The sequence below is a fragment of the Chondromyces apiculatus DSM 436 genome (assembly GCF_000601485.1).
Classification (GTDB): Bacteria; Myxococcota_A; Polyangia; order Polyangiales; family Polyangiaceae; genus Chondromyces; species Chondromyces apiculatus.
The window spans coordinates 83,896-100,098 of record NZ_ASRX01000003.1 but is presented as its reverse complement, the minus strand read 5'-3'; the positions used below and the strand labels follow the sequence as shown (position 1 = coordinate 100,098).

The following is a 16,203-nucleotide window of genomic DNA, read 5'->3' as shown; positions in this document are numbered from 1 at the left end:
GGCTAGAGGGCCTTGAAGCGGTCGGTGGCCTCGATCAGTGCGTGGGTGGTGCCGGGTTCGAGGGCGGAGTGGCCGGCGTCGGGGATGATGTGGAGGTCGGCCTCGGGGAAGGCGCGGTGCAGGTCCCAGGCGTTCTCGACGGGGCAGACGACGTCGTAGCGGCCGTGCACGATCACGGTGGGGATGTGGCGGATGCGGTCCACCTCGTCGAGGAGCTGGGTCTCGCGGTCGAGGAAGCCGCCGTTCGCGAAGTAGTGGCACTCGATGCGCGCGAAGGCGAGGGAGAAGACCTCGCCCTGGACGCGGGCGATGAGCTCGGGGTTCGGGCGGAGGCAGCTCGTCGAGCCTTCCCAGACGCTCCAGGCGCGGGCGGCGGCGCGCTGGACGGCGTGGTCGGTGCTGAGCAGGCGGCGGTGGTAGGCCATGAGGAGGTTGCCGCGCTCGGCCTCGGGGATAGGGGCGAGGTACTCCTGCCAGGCGTCGGGGAAGATGAAGCTCGCGCCGCGCTGGTAGAACCATTCGAGCTCCTGGCGGCGGAGGAGGAAGATGCCGCGGAGCACCAGCTCGGTGACGCGGGCGGGGTGCTTCTCGGCGTAGGCGAGGGCGAGGGTGCTGCCCCAGGAGCCGCCGAAGACCTGCCAGCGTTCGACGCCGAGGTGCTCGCGCAGGGTCTCCATGTCGGCGACGAGGTGCCAGGTGGTGTTCTCTTCGAGGGAGGCGTGGGGGGTGCTGCGGCCGCAGCCGCGCTGATCGAAGAGGATGATGCGGTACGCCCGGGGGTCGAAGAAGCGGCGCTGCTTGGGCTCGGTGCCGCCGCCAGGGCCGCCGTGCACGAAGATCACAGGCTTGCCTTTGGGGTTGCCCGACTCCTCGTAATAGATCTCGTGCAGGTCGGAGACGCGGAGCCGGCCGACGCGGTTGGGCTCGATCTCGGGGTAGAGGGTGCGCCGCGTGGGCTGATCGCCGCGGGCGGCAGGGTTCTGGGGGGAGGATGCGCCGGCTGTCATGGGCGCGCCGAGCGTAGCGCGAGATGGGGGCGGAGGGGAGCCGCTGACGCGGAGCCGCCGCCCGTCGCTTCGGGGAGGTGGCGCCTCAGGCGGCGGCGGTCGCGTCCGACTTGGACCTGGAGGGCTCGTCGTAGAGGCTCTCGATCTGCTTCTGGTAGCGCTGCCAGGCGACGCGGCGCTTGAGCTTGAGCGAGGGGGTGAGCATGCCGTTGTCGGTGGTGAAGTCCTCGTCGGTGAGGGTCACCTGCCGCACCCGCTCGAAGCCCTTCCAGCCGGTGGAGTACTTGTCGACCTCGGCCTGGATCAGGGCGACCACCCGGGAGTTGGTGAGGAGATCGGCGTTCGCCTGGTAGCTCACGCCCTCGGTCTTGGCCCAGGCCTTCACCGCGTCGAGATCGGGGACGACGAGGGCCACGTTGTGGAGGCGGTTGTCGCCGTAGACCATGGTGTTGAGGATGAAGGGCGAGAGCTTGAGCTGCTCTTCGAGGGGCGCCGGGGCGACGTACTTGCCGTTCTCGAGCTTGTACTGCTCCTTGATGCGGCCGGTGATGTAGAGGAAGCCCTCGTCGTCGAGGTAGCCGAGATCTCCGGTGCGGAAGCTCTTGTCCTCGGTGAACACCGCGGCGTTCTCGTCGGGCCGGTTGTGGTAGCCCTGCATCACGTTGGGGCCGCGGACGATGATCTCGCCCTGGCGGGGGTCGTTCGTCTCGGTCTTGTCGATGATCACCGTCACGCCGTCGAGGAGCTTGCCGACGCTGCCGAGGCGGTGGGCGCCGGGGCGGTTGGCGGTGACGATGGGCGAGGTCTCGGTGAGGCCGTAGCCCTCGAAGACCTTGATGCCGAGGCTGTCGATGAACTCCGCGACCTCGCGGGAGAGGGCGGCGCCGCCGCTCATGGCGTACTTGAGGCGGCCGCCGAACTTCTGGCGGATCTTGGCGAAGACCACCTTGTTCGCGAGGGCCAGGCCGAGCTTCTCGCCGAGGGAGAGCGGCTCGCCCTTGCGCTGCTTGTTCGCGGCCGCGAGGCCCGACTTGAAGAGGTTGCGCACGACGGCGGGCTTCTCCGTCATCTGCTTGTTCACCCCGTCGTAGATGCGGTTGAAGATGCGGGGGACGCTGATCAGCACCGTGGGCTTCACCTCGGCGAGGTTCGGCACGATCTTGTCGACGGCCTCGGCGAGGGCCATGGACGCGCCGAGCGAGAGGAAGGCGTGGAGCTCGCAGGTGTGCCCGAAGGAGTGCGCCCAGGGCAGGAAGGAGAGGCTCCGGTCGTCCGCGGAGAGCGGGAAGCCCCCGTGGACGGCGGTGATGTTGGAGGCGATGTTGCCGTGCGAGAGGATGACGCCCTTGGGGTTGCCGGTGGTGCCCGAGGTGTAGATCAGGCACGCGGTGTCCTCGGGGGTGGGCTTGATCGCCGGGGCGGGGTTCTTGCCGCCGGCCTCGAGGAGGGCCTCGTAGGAGAGCGGATCGCTCTTCGGGAGCGCGAGGCCGATGATGTGCTTGAGCGAGGGCGCGCGCGCCGGGATCTCCTGACACTTCTTGTAGATCTCGGGCGTCGCGGCGATGACGGCCACCGCCTCGCAGTCGTTGATGATGAACTCCCACTCCTTGGCGAGCTGGGCCTCGTACATGGGCACGAGGGAGGCGCCGAGGCCGTAGCAGGCGTACGCGGCGACCGCCCACTCGACGCGGTTGTTCGAGATGATCGCCACGCGGTCACCGCGCTGGATGCCGATCGAGGCGAGCCCGCCGCGGAACTGGTCGACCAGGCGCCCCATCTCCGCGTAGGTCAGCCAGGTCCACTGGCCATCCTTCTTGGTGCCGAACAGATCCCTGGGTCCGTACAGCTTGACCGAACGCTCGAACAGCTCGACCAGGTTCTCGAACTTCGCCATCACCCTCTCCTCTTCAAGTTCAGTCCCTGCAGTCCAGCCCCTGCAGTTCGGCGCGTGCAGTCCAGGTGCGGTGTCCAGCCTCGCCTCGCGTTCGTCCGTCGTCGTCCGCCATCGTTCGCCGCCGTGTGGTCGTCGTCATCCGTTGTCGGTCGCCGGTTGTCGTTGCTTGTCGGGCTGAATCGCAGCCTTTGGTGTACCATGCCCGCCGGATGCCTCGCTACGCCATCACAACGTTTGGCTGCCAAATGAACGTGCACGACTCGGAGCGCATGCGCGAGGTGCTCCGGGGGGCAGGCTACGCGGAGGCCGAAGATTCTGCCTCTGCGGACGTGCTGGTACTCAATACGTGCAGCGTGAGGGAAAAGGCGGAGCAGAAGCTCCGCAGCGAGGTGGGCCGCCTCGCCCGCTGGAAGCGAGAGCAGCCGGAGCGGGTGCTGATCGTGGCAGGGTGCGTGGCGCAACAGGAGGGGGAGCAGCTCCTCCGGCGCATGCCCGCCATCGACGGGGTGATCGGTCCGGACAACATCGCGGAGCTGCCGCGCCTCCTCGGGGATCTCTCCACGGGTGGCCTGCCCGCGGTCCGTACGGTGTTCGACCTCGATGCGCCGCGTTTCCTGCCGCCGCCGCGCGGGGGGAGCGGGCCCACGGCCTTCGTGACGGTGATGAAGGGCTGCAACGAGCGCTGCTCGTTCTGCATCGTCCCCTACACCCGGGGCCCGGAGCGGTACCGCGCGAGCGACGAGATCGTCGCCGAGATCGCCGCCCTCTGCGCGTCGGGGACGCGGGAGGTCACCCTGCTCGGGCAGACGGTGAACAGCTACCGCGATCCGCTGCGCGCGCTCTCCCAGGCGCCAGGCGCGGATCCCGAGGATCCTGACGAGAGCGAGTTCGCGGCGCTGCTCCGGCGCATTGCCGCCGAGGTGCCGGCGCTGCGGAGGCTCCGCTACACGAGCCCCCACCCGCGGCACCTGACGCCCTCGCTGATCCGTGCCCACGCGGAGCTTCCGCTCCTGCCCCGGCACGTGCACCTGCCGGTGCAGTCGGGCGCGAACCGGATGCTGAAGCGGATGATCCGGCGCTACACGCGCGAGGAGTACCTGGCCCGGACGCGCGCCCTCTGCGCGGAGGCGCCGGGGATGACCCTGTCGACGGACATCATCGTGGGGTTCCCCGGAGAGACCGAGGAGGACTTCGAGGCCACGCTCTCGCTGGTGGAGGAGGTGGGCTTCCGGGGCCTGTTCGGCTTCAAGTACTCGAGGCGCCCCTACACGCCGGCCCTGAAGCTCCCGGATGACGTGACCGAGCAGGTGAAGAGCGCGCGGCTGACGCGGCTCTTCGCGCTGAGCGAGGCGCTGCTCGGGAAGCACCTGGAGGGGCTCACCGGCTCCGTCCAGGAGGTGCTCGTCGAGGGGCCCGCGAAGGCGGGGGACCTCTGGTCGGGGCGCACGGGCCGCAACGAGATCGTGCACATCGAGGGGGCCTCGGAGCTGGATCTCACGGGCGAGGTGGTGACGGCGCACATCCTCCGGGCGAACAAGCACTCGCTCCACGGCGCGCTGACCGAGGCCGCGAGGGCCGCGGCGCGGCAGCCCAGGGCGCGTGCGCAGGGGTCCCAGGCGAGGCGCGCGCTCCCGGTGGTGAACGAGGGGCCGCGGGCGGAGGGCTGAGTGGCGCTGATCCTTCCGTACGGCGAGGCGACGCCGCGCTTCGGGCGTGAGGTGTTCGTGGCGCCGAACGCCACGGTCATCGGCGACGTGGAGATCGGCGACGGGGCGAGCATCTGGTTCGGCGCGGTGCTGCGCGGGGACGTGGGGAAGATCCAGATCGGCGCGCGCACCAACATCCAGGACCTGGCGTGCGTGCACGTGACCGATGGGGTGTCGTGGACGCGCGTCGGGGAGGACGTGACGGTGGGGCACGGCGCCATCCTGCACGGCTGCATCGTGGGGGATGGATGCCTCATCGGCATGGGGAGCATCCTGCTGGACAACGCGGAGATCGGTGCGGGGTCGGTGGTGGCGGCAGGCGCCGTGGTGCCGCCCCGGATGGTGGTGCCGCCCCGCTCCCTGGTGCGGGGGAACCCGGCGAAGGTGGTGGGAGAGGTCAGGGCCAACCAGGCGGATCTCGGCCGGGATGGCGCCGCGCACTACGTGGAGAACGCGCGCCGCTTCCGGGAGATCCTCGCGGCGCAGGAGGCGCAGGAGGCGGCGCAGGCATCCGGGGCGCAGGAGGCGCAGGAGGCGGCGCAGGCATCCGGTGCGCAGGAGGCGGTGCAGGCATCCGGGGCGCAGACGCCCGGTGCGCAGGAGGCGCGCGAGGCGTCCGGCCATGCGCGGTGAGGAGGTGGGCATCCGTGCCCGCGCAGCGGCGTTCATCGTCGAGCAGACGGCGGTCACGGCGCCGCCCCTCGTGCCGGAGGTGCGCCTCCACCTGGCCACGGAGGTCACGCCTCTCTGGCGGATCACGGAGGAGGAGATGCGTCGCCTCGGGCTGTGGGGGGACGCGGGCGGGCGTGAGATCGATCCCTCGTCCTCCGGCGTCGTCCCGCCGCCTTACTGGGCGTTCGTCTGGGCGGGCGGGCACGCGCTCGCGCGCCACGTCCTCGATCACCCTGCGCTCGTCGCAGGCCGGCGTGTCCTCGATTTTGCTTCTGGCAGCGGTATCGGCGCCCTCGCGGCGGCGAAGGCCGGAGCCGCGGCGGTGACGGCGGCGGACGTCGATCCCTTCGCGGTTGTCGCCATCGCGCTGAATGCGCGCCTCAACGGGGAGGAGATCACCGTGCGCGCCGACGACCTCACCGCCACGCCTGCTGCGCTAGCCAAGCCCGCTGCGCGCACCACAGGCGCTGCATCAACGCCGAGCGAGAGCGCGACGCCCGACGACTGGGACGTGATCCTGGCGGGAGACGTCTGCTACGACCGTGAAATGGCAGCTTGCGTGCTTCCATGGCTCCGCGCGCGCGCGGATGCCGGGGCCGTGGTGCTCCTCGGAGATCCGGGGCGCGCTTATTGCCCCGCGGATGGTTACGAGGTGCTGGCACATTGCAAAGTGCCAACGAGCCTCGATCTGGAAGGGCGCGAGGCGCTCGATGTCCGGATCCTGAGATTGCGGTAGTCGCGCGCAAGTTACCCGAATTCGTTGCACCTCCCGCTTTCGCGACTGTTCCGCAGGTCTCCAGACATGGTAGCCTCCCTCGTTCACTGTCGTTCACGAGGAGGATTCATGAGCTTCGACATCGCCCAGACTGCACGAGATTTCGAGCGGAACGCCGGCCACGAGATCCTGTACAGCGAGATGGTCTGTAACCAGTTCGTGATCGCGGTCCTGCGCAAGACGGTCGAACCGTCGTTCCCGATGATCCGCGCGGATGACTTTGCGCACTCGCCGAAGTTCATGAAGGTCGACCTGCCGCAGGCCGGTGACCTGGTGCACTGGCCTGGCCACATTGGCATCGTGCTCGACCCCGACAAGGGCGACTTCATCGGCTCGCAGACGAGCACCGGCGTCGCCGTGGCGAACTACAAGAACGGCTACTGGAACGGCTCTTTCGGCGGCAAGAGGCCCGACGCGTTCTACCGCTACATCCCCTGAGCACACTGCCTCGCAGCTCAGGGGCTTCTCGCCCCTGTGCTCGCGCCTGCCCTCTACCCCGCACCTCTGCCCGCGGCGCTGCCCCGAATGTGCCTTCGGGGCATGCGTTCCCCCCTATCGTTTCAGGTTTCCGGGTCAGCGATCTCGCCGATAGCGGGGTAGCGACCATCGGGAGCGCAGGGGCCGCAGGGCCCCTGAGCCAGGGTACGCAGGACCTCAGGCCTGGAGGGCCTTGATGTCCTGGAGGAGGACCTGCTCGTGTCCCTCGGGGCTCACCTTCAGGTAGATCTTGCGGAGCGCGCCCTGGGGGTCGATCACGAACGTGGTCCGGTCCCAGTACAGGGTGCCTTTCCACTCGCTCTGCCCGACGCTTGCGGCCCGGAGCAGCTCGTGCTTCGGGTCGGCGAGGAGGTCGATGGTGAAGCCGAACTTGTTGCAGAAGCTCTTGTGCGAGTTCACGTCGTCCTCGCTCACGCCCAGCACCGCGATATTGGCCTCGTCGAAATCGGCTTTGGTGGCCGTGAACGACTTGCCCTGAATGGTGCAGCCCGGCGTGTCGTCCTTGGGGTAGACGTACAGCACCAGCCACTTTCCGGCGAAATCGCCGAGCGAGACGGGTTTCCCGTCCTGGTTCGCAAGTGAAAAGCTCGGGAAAGGCTGTCCGACCTCGAGGGCCATTGGTTGCGTCTCCTTGGAGAGAATGGTGAATCGTTTCTCTGTCCGGGCAAGCCTGACGGTTAAGCCGGCCCGAGCATGGTCACCTTTAGGGGACACGCTGCGGGCGGCGCAACGCTTTTCTGGGCGCGGCGGGGAGTGGGGCCCTGTCAGGATTCACGCCCGACGGGGGGCGAGGAAGCGCGAATTTCCTGGCGGACCTCGTGGAGACTCAAGGGCCCGAGGTGGCCTTTGCACGCGCGGCGAGGGCTGCGGCGTCGTCGAGGGGCGCCTGGGGGGCCCGCTGGGCGAGGCCCATCCGGGAGCGTGAGGCCTTCTCGTCAGCGACGCAGCGGCCGCGGGTGTAGGCGCCGAGCCAGTCGAGCTGCTCGAATTTCCGGCATGCTCCGAACGAGCGCTTCACGAGGGCGTGTCCGGCCCTGAAGCATTTCTCCCGGTCACCCACGAGGTCGGCGTGGGTCCAGCCCTCGGAGGTCTTGCCTTTGCCCACCCGGATCTGGAGGAGGCACGAATCCATCCCGGAGCCGCGGGCCAGCTTTCCCAGGCCGAGATCCACGTCGCGCCGGAAGCCACTCTCGTGGTGGGCGATCGCCAGGAGGAGCGCCAGGGTCGCGGCGCGGCCTCGGGGCCCCCGGAAAGCAGGTTCGACCGTCGGATCGTAGGCCACGCGCGCCGCGGCCCGCGCGATTTCCTCGTAACGTGCGCGCCCTTCCTCGGGCGTCTCCACGGCGTCTGCGATGTGGCTTCGCCCTGGCGGGGACCACGAAACCATGAGAGCCACCGCCCAGGCGGTGATGGGGTCCATGCTCATTTCTCCTCCGTGACGGGAATCACCCGTCGGGAACCAGCGCTGGTATGAGGAGCAATCATGCAGAGCCCCGGGCCGGCGTCAACGTGAACGTGGCCAGTCGCGCCCTCATTGCGTGCGCGACAGCACCGTCGTAACCAGGATTCATGACCAATGAGGGGCGGATTCTTGAGGTGACTTACGACGATATCGTCAGCGCGGCGCGCCAGATCGAGGGCGTCGCGCACCGGACGCCGGTGGTCACGTCGCGCACGCTCGACGCCCGGCTCGGCGCCACGGTACGGCTCAAATGCGAGAACCTGCAGCGCATGGGCGCCTTCAAGTTTCGCGGCGCCTACAATGCGCTGAGCCGCCTCGACGACGTGGCGCGGGCGCGGGGGGTCATCGCCTACTCGTCGGGCAACCACGCCCAGGCCGTGGCCCTCGCGGGGCGCTTGCTGGGCCTGGCCACCACCATCGTGATGCCCAGCGACGCCCCCGCGGTGAAGCGGCGGGCCACCGAGGGATACGGCGCCCGGGTGGTGATCTACGATCCCCGCACCGAGCGGCGCGAGGACGTGGCCCGTCGCATCGCGGGGGACCGCGGGCCCGCGTTGATTCCTCCCTTCGACCACCCGCACGTGATCGCGGGGCAGGGGACGGCCGCCAAGGAGCTCTTCGACGAGGTGGGGCCCCTCGACCTCTTGCTCGTGCCCTGCGGCGGCGGAGGGCTGCTCTCCGGCTCGGCGCTGGCGGCCCGGGCGCTGAGTCCTGGGTGCCGGGTGATCGGCGTCGAGCCGGAGGCGGGCGACGATGCGACCCGATCGTTCCGAACCGGGGTGCTCTGCGCGGTCGACAACCCGGTCACGATCGCGGATGGCGCGCGCACGCCGTCGCTCGGCAAGCTCACCTTCCCGCTCGTGCGCCGCCACGTGGACGATATGGTGACGGTCTCGGACGAGGCGCTGCTCCACGCGCTGCGCTTCGTGTGGGAGCGGCTGAAGCTCGTGGTGGAGCCGACGGCGGTCCTCGGGCTCGCCGCGGCGCTGCAAGGGAAAATCGACGTGGCTGGACGCCGTGTTGGCGTCATCCTCAGCGGCGGGAACGTGGACATCGTGGCGATCGCAGCGCGCCTTCGTGATGTACCCGACGACCTGAGCAGGTGATCCGGGCCCCATTGCAGGCGCGCCGGCACGTGGATAGCCTCCGCGGACTTCCTCACGCGCTTCTCGACCTTCGACGCACCCTTCGACCACGCGAGCTGCTCATGCATCGTCACCGGAGCTGGATCCGGCCTTGCGGGATCCTCATCGCTGCTGTTGCCATCGTCACGTCGTGTGCGACCGGCAATGACTCCGACCCCCTGGCGACGGGAGGCCACCAAGGCGGCGGTGGTCAGGGCGCGGGCGAAGGCGAGGGGGGCGGGAACGAGGGGGGCGCGGGCGGCGAGGGCGGCGCGGGGGGTCAGGGCGGGGCAGGGGAGGGAGGGGGGACGTCGAGCCTCTGCGGCAATGGCGTCCTCGACCCCGGTGAGGCGTGCGAGGGGAATGATTTCGGCGGCAAGACGTGTGCGGATTTCGGCCTCGGCGGTGGGACGCTGACCTGCAATACGCACTGTGGTGTCGTCGTCTCGTCCTGCTCCGTCCCGGAGAACTGCGCTGACTTCGTCGACAACGACTTCGATGGCGACGCCGATTGCCTGGACGAGGACTGCGCGGGGGCGGCCGCCTGCGTCGATTCCTGCGCGCAGCCGATGTTCACGGCCCTGCCGACGTTCGGGGACGGCGACACCACGGGCAGACCCTCGACGCAGGCTGCCTCGTGCTCCTCGCAGAGCGGCAGGGAGGCGATCTTCACCTTCATCGCGCCGAGCAGCGATCCGGTGATGATCGACGTGTTCTCCCTCTCGGACATGGACTTCACACTCTCCGTGCGCACGGGGTGCGCCGATCCCGCCACCGAGATCATCTGCGTCGACAGCTCCGGATCCGGCTCGGGGGCCCTCACGGTCAGCGTCACCGCCGGTGCCCAGTACTTCGTGGTGGTCGACGGCGTCCCGCCCCACGATGGCGGTTACTTCAACCTGCAGATGATGGGTGCGCAGCCCGAGCTGTACTGTGACGATTTCTTCGACGACGACTCCGATGGCTTCCTGGACTGCGACGATGCGGCGGACTGTCAGGGAGACTTCGCGTGCCAGCCCGGCACCGAGCCCACGGGCGCCCCGTGCTCGTACCACAGCGACTGCGCAGCGACCGGGAGCGACCCTGCCTGCCTCCCCGAGTTCTACGGCTATCCCGGGGGGTACTGCTCGGAGTTCTGCGACCTCGCCATGCCTGATTGCAGCGGCGACGCGGTGTGCGTCGATTCCGGCCACTCGGTGAATGGCGTTTGCCTCGACGGGTGCACCACCAGCGCCGACTGCCGACCCGGCTACGAGTGCCTCGACGTCGGCGTCTCCGCGCTGGTCTGCATTCCGGGCCCCGAGTCGGAGTGCGACGACAACCAGGACAACGACGGCAACGGTTACTTTGACTGCGCCGACGCGACGGGCTGCCAGTCCTCGGCCGCGTGCACCTCCGGCCCGACGCCGACCGGGCAGCCCTGCTCCGTGCACAACGAGTGTTACGCCATCGGGAACGACCCCCTCTGCCTCGACGAGGCTTACTGGGGCCTTCCGGGCGGGTACTGCTCGCAGTTCTGCGACCTCGTCCAGAACGACTGTGGCCTGCTCGGTGCTTGCTACGACTACGGCTTCGGGAACGGGCTCGGGCTCTGCCTGGACCGCTGCACGAGCCAGAACGACTGTCGCCCGGGGTACGCCTGCGGGGACATCGGGCTCTCCTCCAACGTGTGCTTCTACTGAGGGGCGACATGCGACGACTCCAGGTGCTCGGTTCCATCGCGGCGATGACGACCCTCGCGCTCTTCGTGGCGTGCTCCGCGTCCAGCAGAGAGGATGGCTTCACCGGTCCCGACAGCCCCGGCGCCTCGTCCAGCAGTGGCGGCGGTCAGGGGGGGGCTGGAGGCGAGCCCGGTCCTGGCGGCGTGGGTGGTGTCAACCTCGGCGGGGGCGATCCTGGGAGTGGCGGGGCGCCGCCGACCTGCATCCCTGGCGGCGAGGATGACGACGTCGACCAGGATGGCTTCACGCCGGCCCAGGGCGACTGCAACGACTGCGACCCGAACGTCAGCCCCAACTCCCTCGAGGTGCCCACGCCCGACGGCGAAGAGGCGTACGACGAGGACTGCGACATGGAGATCGACGAGGACGACAGCGTCCTCTGCGACAGCGGACTCGCCATCGACAGTCAGGACCCGCTGCTCGCCGCGCGCGCCATCGAGCTGTGCAAGGATTCGACGGGGCCTGGAGATTGGGGCCTCACGTCCGCGGCCTGGGTGCAGGCGGATGGCGCTCCTCCGCCCCCGGACCACCTCGTCGTGTTTCACTTCGGCCACGGCCTCCTCGATGGCTTCGGGCCGAACGTCGGCACCCGCCGCGGCGAGCGCCTCCTCGCCCTCTCCAGCGGCGCTGCCCGGCAACCCAGCGACGCGGGCTACATCAGCCCCGAGGGCTTCGACAAGCTGTACCAGGGCGACCACCCCGACGGGTTCCCCAAGGAATCTCCCGCTTGCCCGGGGACGTTCACCGGCGAGCCCCACGACAGCGCCGCGCTGGAGGTCACCCTCCGGGCGCCCACCAATGCCCGTGGCTTCTCGTTCGATTTCAACTTCTATACCCACGAATGGCCCCAGTTCGTGTGCAGTATGTTCAACGATTTCTTCGTGGCGCTCCTCTCGCCCTACCCCCCGGGCCAGACCGACGGCAACATCAGCTACGACAGCCAGGGCAATCCGGTCAGCGTGAACAACGCTTTCCTCGAGGTCTGCGGCTGCCCCGGCAATCCACCTTCCCCGTGCGAGGCGGGGGGAAAGCTATTCACCTGCCCGCTCGGCAATGGTGATCTCATCGGCACCGGGTTTGGCTTCGACAGTGACACGGCGGGGAGCGATCACGGCGCCACGAGCTGGCTCCGGACGACCGCCCCGGTCGCGCCCGGGAGCGAGATCTCGCTTCGCTTCGCGGTCTACGACTCCGGCGACGGCTCCCTCGACTCGACCACGCTCATCGATCAGTTCCAGTGGATCGCCAAGCCCGGGATCACCGTCGGGACCACCCCCGTCCCGCAGTGATCTCCGGGTAGCGCACCGGCTCCTGGCGCAGGAGGCCTCAGCGGTTGAGAAGGTTCATCATGACCGCGGCGTAGCGCTCTCCCGCCGCGGCACCGCGGGGAGCCACCGCGTTGATGCGCGCGACGTCCTCGGGCTTCAGCATCACCTCCACCGCCTTCGTGTTCTCCTCCAGGTAGGTGCGCCGCCGGGTCCCCGGGATGGCCACGATGTCCTCCCCCTGGGCCAGCACCCACGAAAGCGCGAGCTGCCCCGCCGTGACACCCTTCTCCCGCGCGATCTCCTCCACCCGCGCGACGAGCTCCAGGTTCTTCGCGAAGTTGTCCCCCATGAACCTGGGCGACGTCCTCCGGTAGTCGTCCGCCGCCAGGTCCTCGAAGCGCTTGATCTGCCCCGTCAGGAAGCCTCGCCCGAGCGGGCTGTAGGCCACGAACCCCACCCCGAGCTCCCGGCAGGCCGCGAGCAGGCCGTCCTCCGGATCGCGGCTCCACAGCGAGTATTCCGTCTGCAGGGCGCTCACCGGGTGCACCGCCACCGCCCGGCGCAGCGTCTCCGTCCCTGCTTCGGAGAGGCCCAGGTAGCGGATCTTGCCCTCCTTCACGAGTTCGGCCATCGCCCCTACGGTGTCCTCGATGGGCACGCTGGCGTCCACCCGGTGCTGGTAATAGAGGTCGATCACGTCCACCCCGAGCCTGCGCAGCGAGCCTTCGCACGACATGCGTACGTACTCCGGGCGGCCGTTCACGCCGCGCGCTGCCGGATCGCCCGTGCGCACGATGCCGAACTTGGTCGCGAGCACGACCTTGTCGCGGCGGTCGCGGATGGCCCGCCCCACCAGCTCCTCGTTCGTGTACGGGCCGTACATGTCCGCCGTGTCGAGGAAGGTCACCCCGAGTTCCAGGGCCCGGTGGATCGTGGCAATGGACTCGGACTCGTCGCGCTCGCTGCTGCTCCCGTAGAAGTCGGACATCCCCATGCAGCCGAGGCCGATGGCGGGGACCTGCAGGCCTTGGCGGCCAAGGGCGCGGACAGGGATCGGGTTGGACACGGTGTGCTCCTTGTGTCGAGGTGGCCGGGAGCTTACGGCACGGGCACGCGCGCGCCACCCCGGTGCTGCCCGATCGCGCCACTGTCGCGCTCCCTGCTCCGAGCCCTCGCCGCCGGTGGCCGATGGTGCAACGATGGGTCCATGAAGCGCTTTCTGGTAAGCTTGTCGATCCTGATGCTGGTGGTCGCCTGCGGAGAAACCGTGGAGGAGCCACCGGACAACACCACCTCCACCACGGGCAGCGTCGGCGGCGGTGGTGCTGGCGGTGCTGGTGGAGGCGCAGGAGGCGGCGAGCCGGCTTTCTGCGGCGGTTTCGGCGGCATCGCCTGCGGCGAGGACGAGGTCTGCATCTACGAGGGCGGATTCTGCGGCGGCGACGACGGCGGGGGCCTCTGCGAGCCGCGCCCCACGGTCTGCGACCAGGACTGCCCCGGCGTCTGCGGCTGTGACGGGCAGTTCTACTGCAACGCCTGCATGGCCCGCGCGGCAGGCGTCGACGTCGCTGCCAACACGAGCTGCGACGACGCCACCCGTTACAGCGCCCAGTACTGGGCTGGCGGTCTCGATCACCTCATCGTGCTCGCCGCCGATGAGACGCGGGACCTTTGCGTGAAGGTCTACCTCGATGCGCCGAAGGAGAACGCGCCGGGGTTCGACATCACGGCGCCGGACGGCTGGGGCGTGTCGTACGCCGAGGTGACGAACCGCGCCGCCGACTGCGATCTGCCGCTGCCCGACACCACCACGACCGTGTCATCCACCGGAGGCACCGGCACGTTCTCGTGGGACACGGGCCCGAGCATGGTCGCGCCCTGCGACGTCAACGTGAACGCCGTGCTGACGTTCACGGCGTCGGAGCCCTGGATCCCCGGCTCGTTCCAGCTCTCCGCGACCGCCATCCCGGTCGACGGCGGCTGCCAGTAGCATCCTCCGACTCCATGGAGTCCCCCTCCTGCTTCGGCGCCCTGCCGTCGGCGTGCCACGCCTCGGTGCGTTGACCACCCCAGAACCCCTGCCGAGCGGTGGCCTGCGGTGAGAAGATGGGCCCATGAAGCACTTCGCGCATGGCTTGTTGATCGCAGTGCTCGCGGTGGCCTGCGGCTCCACCGTCGAGGACCCGAACCCCAACAGCACTTCCGGGGGCGATGGAGGCAGGGGCGCGGGCGGCGGCGCGGGCGGCGGCACGCCGTCTTCCTGCGACTTGTTCTCGGACCCCGGGTGTGGCGACGGCGAGACCTGCGTCCACGCGGACGGGAGCTGTGGCAGCAACGACAGCGGGGGCCTTTGCACGCCGCGCCCCACGGACTGCGAGCTGGACTGCCCCGGTGTCTGCGGCTGTGACGCGCAGTTCTACTGCAACGAGTGCTACGCCCGCATGGCGGGCAATGACGTCTCGTCCACCGTCCTCTGCGACGATCCCATCACTTACAGCGCCCAGTACGCGGGTGGCGGGCACGACAACATCGTCCTGCTCGCAGCCGACGGATTCAGGAACTTCTGCGTGAAGGTGTTCCTGCAACACCCCGCGGAGAACGCTGCCGGGTTCGATTTCACGCTGCAACAGGGCTGGGGCGTCTCGCGCGTCGAGATGACGGGCGACTACACCGACTGCGCGCAGAGCCAGCCCGACTCCGCCCCGAGCCGCGCGTCCACTGGCGGTCGCGGCACCGTCTCCTGGGAGCTGGAGCCGAACACCGTCATCCCCTGCACCATCGACGTGAGCGCCGTGGCGCACTTCCCTCCGTCGGACAACCTCTGGCACCCCACCACCCTCCCGCTCTCCGCGACCGACATCCCCGTCGACGGTGGCTGCCAGTAGCGCGAAGGACCGGCTCCAGCGCAGGTGCGTGCACCGGCGCGCCTGAACATCGAGGGCAGGGGGTGCGCAGGTGTCGCCGCTACTTCGACGCCCCGGTCCCCGCGGTAGCCCGGCGCTTCAGGTAGAAGAAATCACGCTCGGCAGCGCTGGCCACGTACCCGCGCTTCGTGTGCTTCGTGTCCTGGATCAGCGTCGAGACCACCTGCAGCGGGTCGCCCGGCGCGGGGCGACCGTAGAACAGGAACTTCGTGTACGAGTAGTTGATGTCGAGCTGCGCTGCGTCCACGGCGCCGGCAGCCTTCATCGCGGTGGCGAGATCCTTCGCAGTGATCCACTCGCCGCTGCCGTAGAAGAGCACCTGCCCGCTCGCGTCGATGCCCAGGGCCGAGCGCCGGATCTCCACCTCGCCATTCTCGGCCGCGCTCCAGCGCCGCGGGCGCGTGGCGTCCTCGATGTTCGGGTGCAGCGCGCCATCGCTGACGAGACAAGGCGGGGTCTGCCGGAAGGCGGTCATCCGCGGCGCACTCGCCTCGATCTCGCTCCACACGCCGATGCGCACCGCGCCGTCCTGCGCGCCGTCCTGGTAGAGCGCCACCGTGCAGGCGTCGGGGCGGGGCGGCAGGAAGACGTCGGCGCCGACGCGCATCCCGTACTTGCCGTGACGGGCCATGAACCCGCCGTTGAACACCGCGATGAGGTCGGTCTGGTCGGCGGCGGGAACGAGGCCGGGCCGGCGCTCGGCGGGGATCTCCTTGGCCTCGGGTTCGAGGGTTCCGGCGACGAGGTGGAGGCCGACGCGGCGCAGGTCGACGGCGATCACGTGCACGTAGACGTGGGGCTTGATGGTGTGGGGGTGCACGGTGGTCCTGGCGAGGACAGGGGGGCCACCGGCTGCACCCTCGGGCAGCGGGGTCCACGTGCCGTCCTCCGGCTTGGCGGTGCGGGCGTGGACCGCGGCGAAGGAGGGGGGAGGGAAGGCCTTGACACTGCTTCCAGCGCCTGGAGACGAGGTCGCTGTGCCTGGGGACGAGGCCGCCGGACCTCCCTGCACACCGCCCGGTGCGGGGGTGGCGCCCATCGCGGCGCGCGTGGATGGAGCGGTTGCGCCATCCGGAGCGCCTGACGCGCTGGACGCGCGCTGCGGGCTGGAAGGGGGCGCCGCTCCGGAGGCGTTGTTCTCGTCGGGTGCCG

The 16,203-nt window shown here is 69.6% G+C and carries 15 protein-coding genes; 9 read left to right on the top strand and 6 right to left on the bottom strand.

All coding sequences use genetic code 11. The features are described from left to right. Positions 1-2: 2 nt before the first annotated feature. Both pip and CAP_RS02145 read right to left on the bottom strand, forming a co-directional pair. Positions 3-1,007 (bottom strand): prolyl aminopeptidase, encoded by a 1,005-nt coding sequence (gene pip, locus CAP_RS02150; protein ID WP_044235479.1) that lies wholly within the window; start codon positions 1,005-1,007, stop codon positions 3-5. Between the two features lie 85 nt (positions 1,008-1,092). Beyond that, positions 1,093-2,901: an AMP-dependent synthetase/ligase gene (locus tag CAP_RS02145; RefSeq protein ID WP_044235478.1), complete on the bottom strand. Its 1,809-nt coding sequence runs from the start codon at positions 2,899-2,901 to the stop codon at positions 1,093-1,095. Positions 2,902-3,110: 209 nt separating this feature from the next. On the opposite strand from CAP_RS02145, the gene miaB reads away from it, so the two are divergent. The 4 genes from miaB to CAP_RS02125 all read left to right on the top strand — a co-directional run bounded on the left by miaB (position 3,111) and on the right by CAP_RS02125 (position 6,492). Further along, positions 3,111-4,568, top strand: a complete 1,458-nt coding sequence (miaB, locus tag CAP_RS02140) for a tRNA (N6-isopentenyl adenosine(37)-C2)-methylthiotransferase MiaB (RefSeq protein WP_044235476.1) — start codon at positions 3,111-3,113, stop codon at positions 4,566-4,568. Then, entirely contained in the window at positions 4,569-5,240 is a 672-nt protein-coding gene (locus tag CAP_RS02135) for a gamma carbonic anhydrase family protein (RefSeq protein WP_081864464.1), read from the top strand. After that, entirely contained in the window at positions 5,230-6,015 is a 786-nt protein-coding gene (locus CAP_RS02130) for a class I SAM-dependent methyltransferase (protein WP_044235474.1), read from the top strand. Before CAP_RS02135 ends, CAP_RS02130 begins: the two co-directional genes overlap by 11 nt. Positions 6,016-6,123: 108 nt before the next feature. Then, positions 6,124-6,492: an NlpC/P60 family protein gene (locus CAP_RS02125; protein ID WP_044235472.1), complete on the top strand. Its 369-nt coding sequence runs from the start codon at positions 6,124-6,126 to the stop codon at positions 6,490-6,492. 216 nt (positions 6,493-6,708) lie between these two features. Here the strand turns inward: CAP_RS02125 and CAP_RS02120 are convergent, their stop codons facing one another. Then, positions 6,709-7,170 (bottom strand): peroxiredoxin, encoded by a 462-nt coding sequence (locus CAP_RS02120; protein WP_044235470.1) that lies wholly within the window; start codon positions 7,168-7,170, stop codon positions 6,709-6,711. A 208-nt stretch (positions 7,171-7,378) separates the two neighbouring features. Continuing rightward, complete coding sequence (locus tag CAP_RS02115) at positions 7,379-7,972, bottom strand: hypothetical protein (protein WP_231511030.1); 594 nt, start codon at positions 7,970-7,972, stop codon at positions 7,379-7,381. A 149-nt stretch (positions 7,973-8,121) separates the two neighbouring features. On the opposite strand from CAP_RS02115, the gene CAP_RS02110 reads away from it, so the two are divergent. The 3 genes from CAP_RS02110 (at position 8,122) to CAP_RS02100 (ending at position 12,148) form a co-directional block, all read left to right on the top strand. After that, positions 8,122-9,120: a threo-3-hydroxy-L-aspartate ammonia-lyase gene (locus CAP_RS02110; RefSeq protein ID WP_156040418.1), complete on the top strand. Its 999-nt coding sequence runs from the start codon at positions 8,122-8,124 to the stop codon at positions 9,118-9,120. A gap of 101 nt (positions 9,121-9,221) precedes the next feature. Beyond that, on the top strand, positions 9,222-10,820 hold the full coding sequence (locus CAP_RS02105; protein WP_044235468.1) for a hypothetical protein: 1,599 nt from the start codon (positions 9,222-9,224) through the stop codon (positions 10,818-10,820). An 8-nt stretch (positions 10,821-10,828) separates the two neighbouring features. After that, complete coding sequence (locus CAP_RS02100; protein WP_081864463.1) at positions 10,829-12,148, top strand: choice-of-anchor L domain-containing protein; 1,320 nt, start codon at positions 10,829-10,831, stop codon at positions 12,146-12,148. Positions 12,149-12,185: 37 nt separating this feature from the next. Here the strand turns inward: CAP_RS02100 and CAP_RS02095 are convergent, their stop codons facing one another. Continuing rightward, the gene (locus CAP_RS02095) at positions 12,186-13,181 is read right to left on the bottom strand and encodes an aldo/keto reductase (RefSeq protein WP_044235711.1); all 996 of its coding nucleotides are present in this window, start codon (positions 13,179-13,181) and stop codon (positions 12,186-12,188) included. Between the two features lie 153 nt (positions 13,182-13,334). Between CAP_RS02095 and CAP_RS49700 the strand changes: the two genes are divergently transcribed. Both CAP_RS49700 and CAP_RS02085 read left to right on the top strand, forming a co-directional pair. After that, on the top strand, positions 13,335-14,117 hold the full coding sequence (locus CAP_RS49700) for a hypothetical protein (protein WP_044235466.1): 783 nt from the start codon (positions 13,335-13,337) through the stop codon (positions 14,115-14,117). A gap of 124 nt (positions 14,118-14,241) precedes the next feature. Next, positions 14,242-15,012: a hypothetical protein gene (locus CAP_RS02085; RefSeq protein ID WP_052373968.1), complete on the top strand. Its 771-nt coding sequence runs from the start codon at positions 14,242-14,244 to the stop codon at positions 15,010-15,012. Positions 15,013-15,091: 79 nt separating this feature from the next. On the opposite strand, the gene CAP_RS02080 is transcribed toward CAP_RS02085, so the two are convergent. Continuing rightward, positions 15,092-16,090, bottom strand: a complete 999-nt coding sequence (locus CAP_RS02080) for a phosphodiester glycosidase family protein (RefSeq protein WP_052373967.1) — start codon at positions 16,088-16,090, stop codon at positions 15,092-15,094. Positions 16,091-16,203 lie beyond the last annotated feature (113 nt).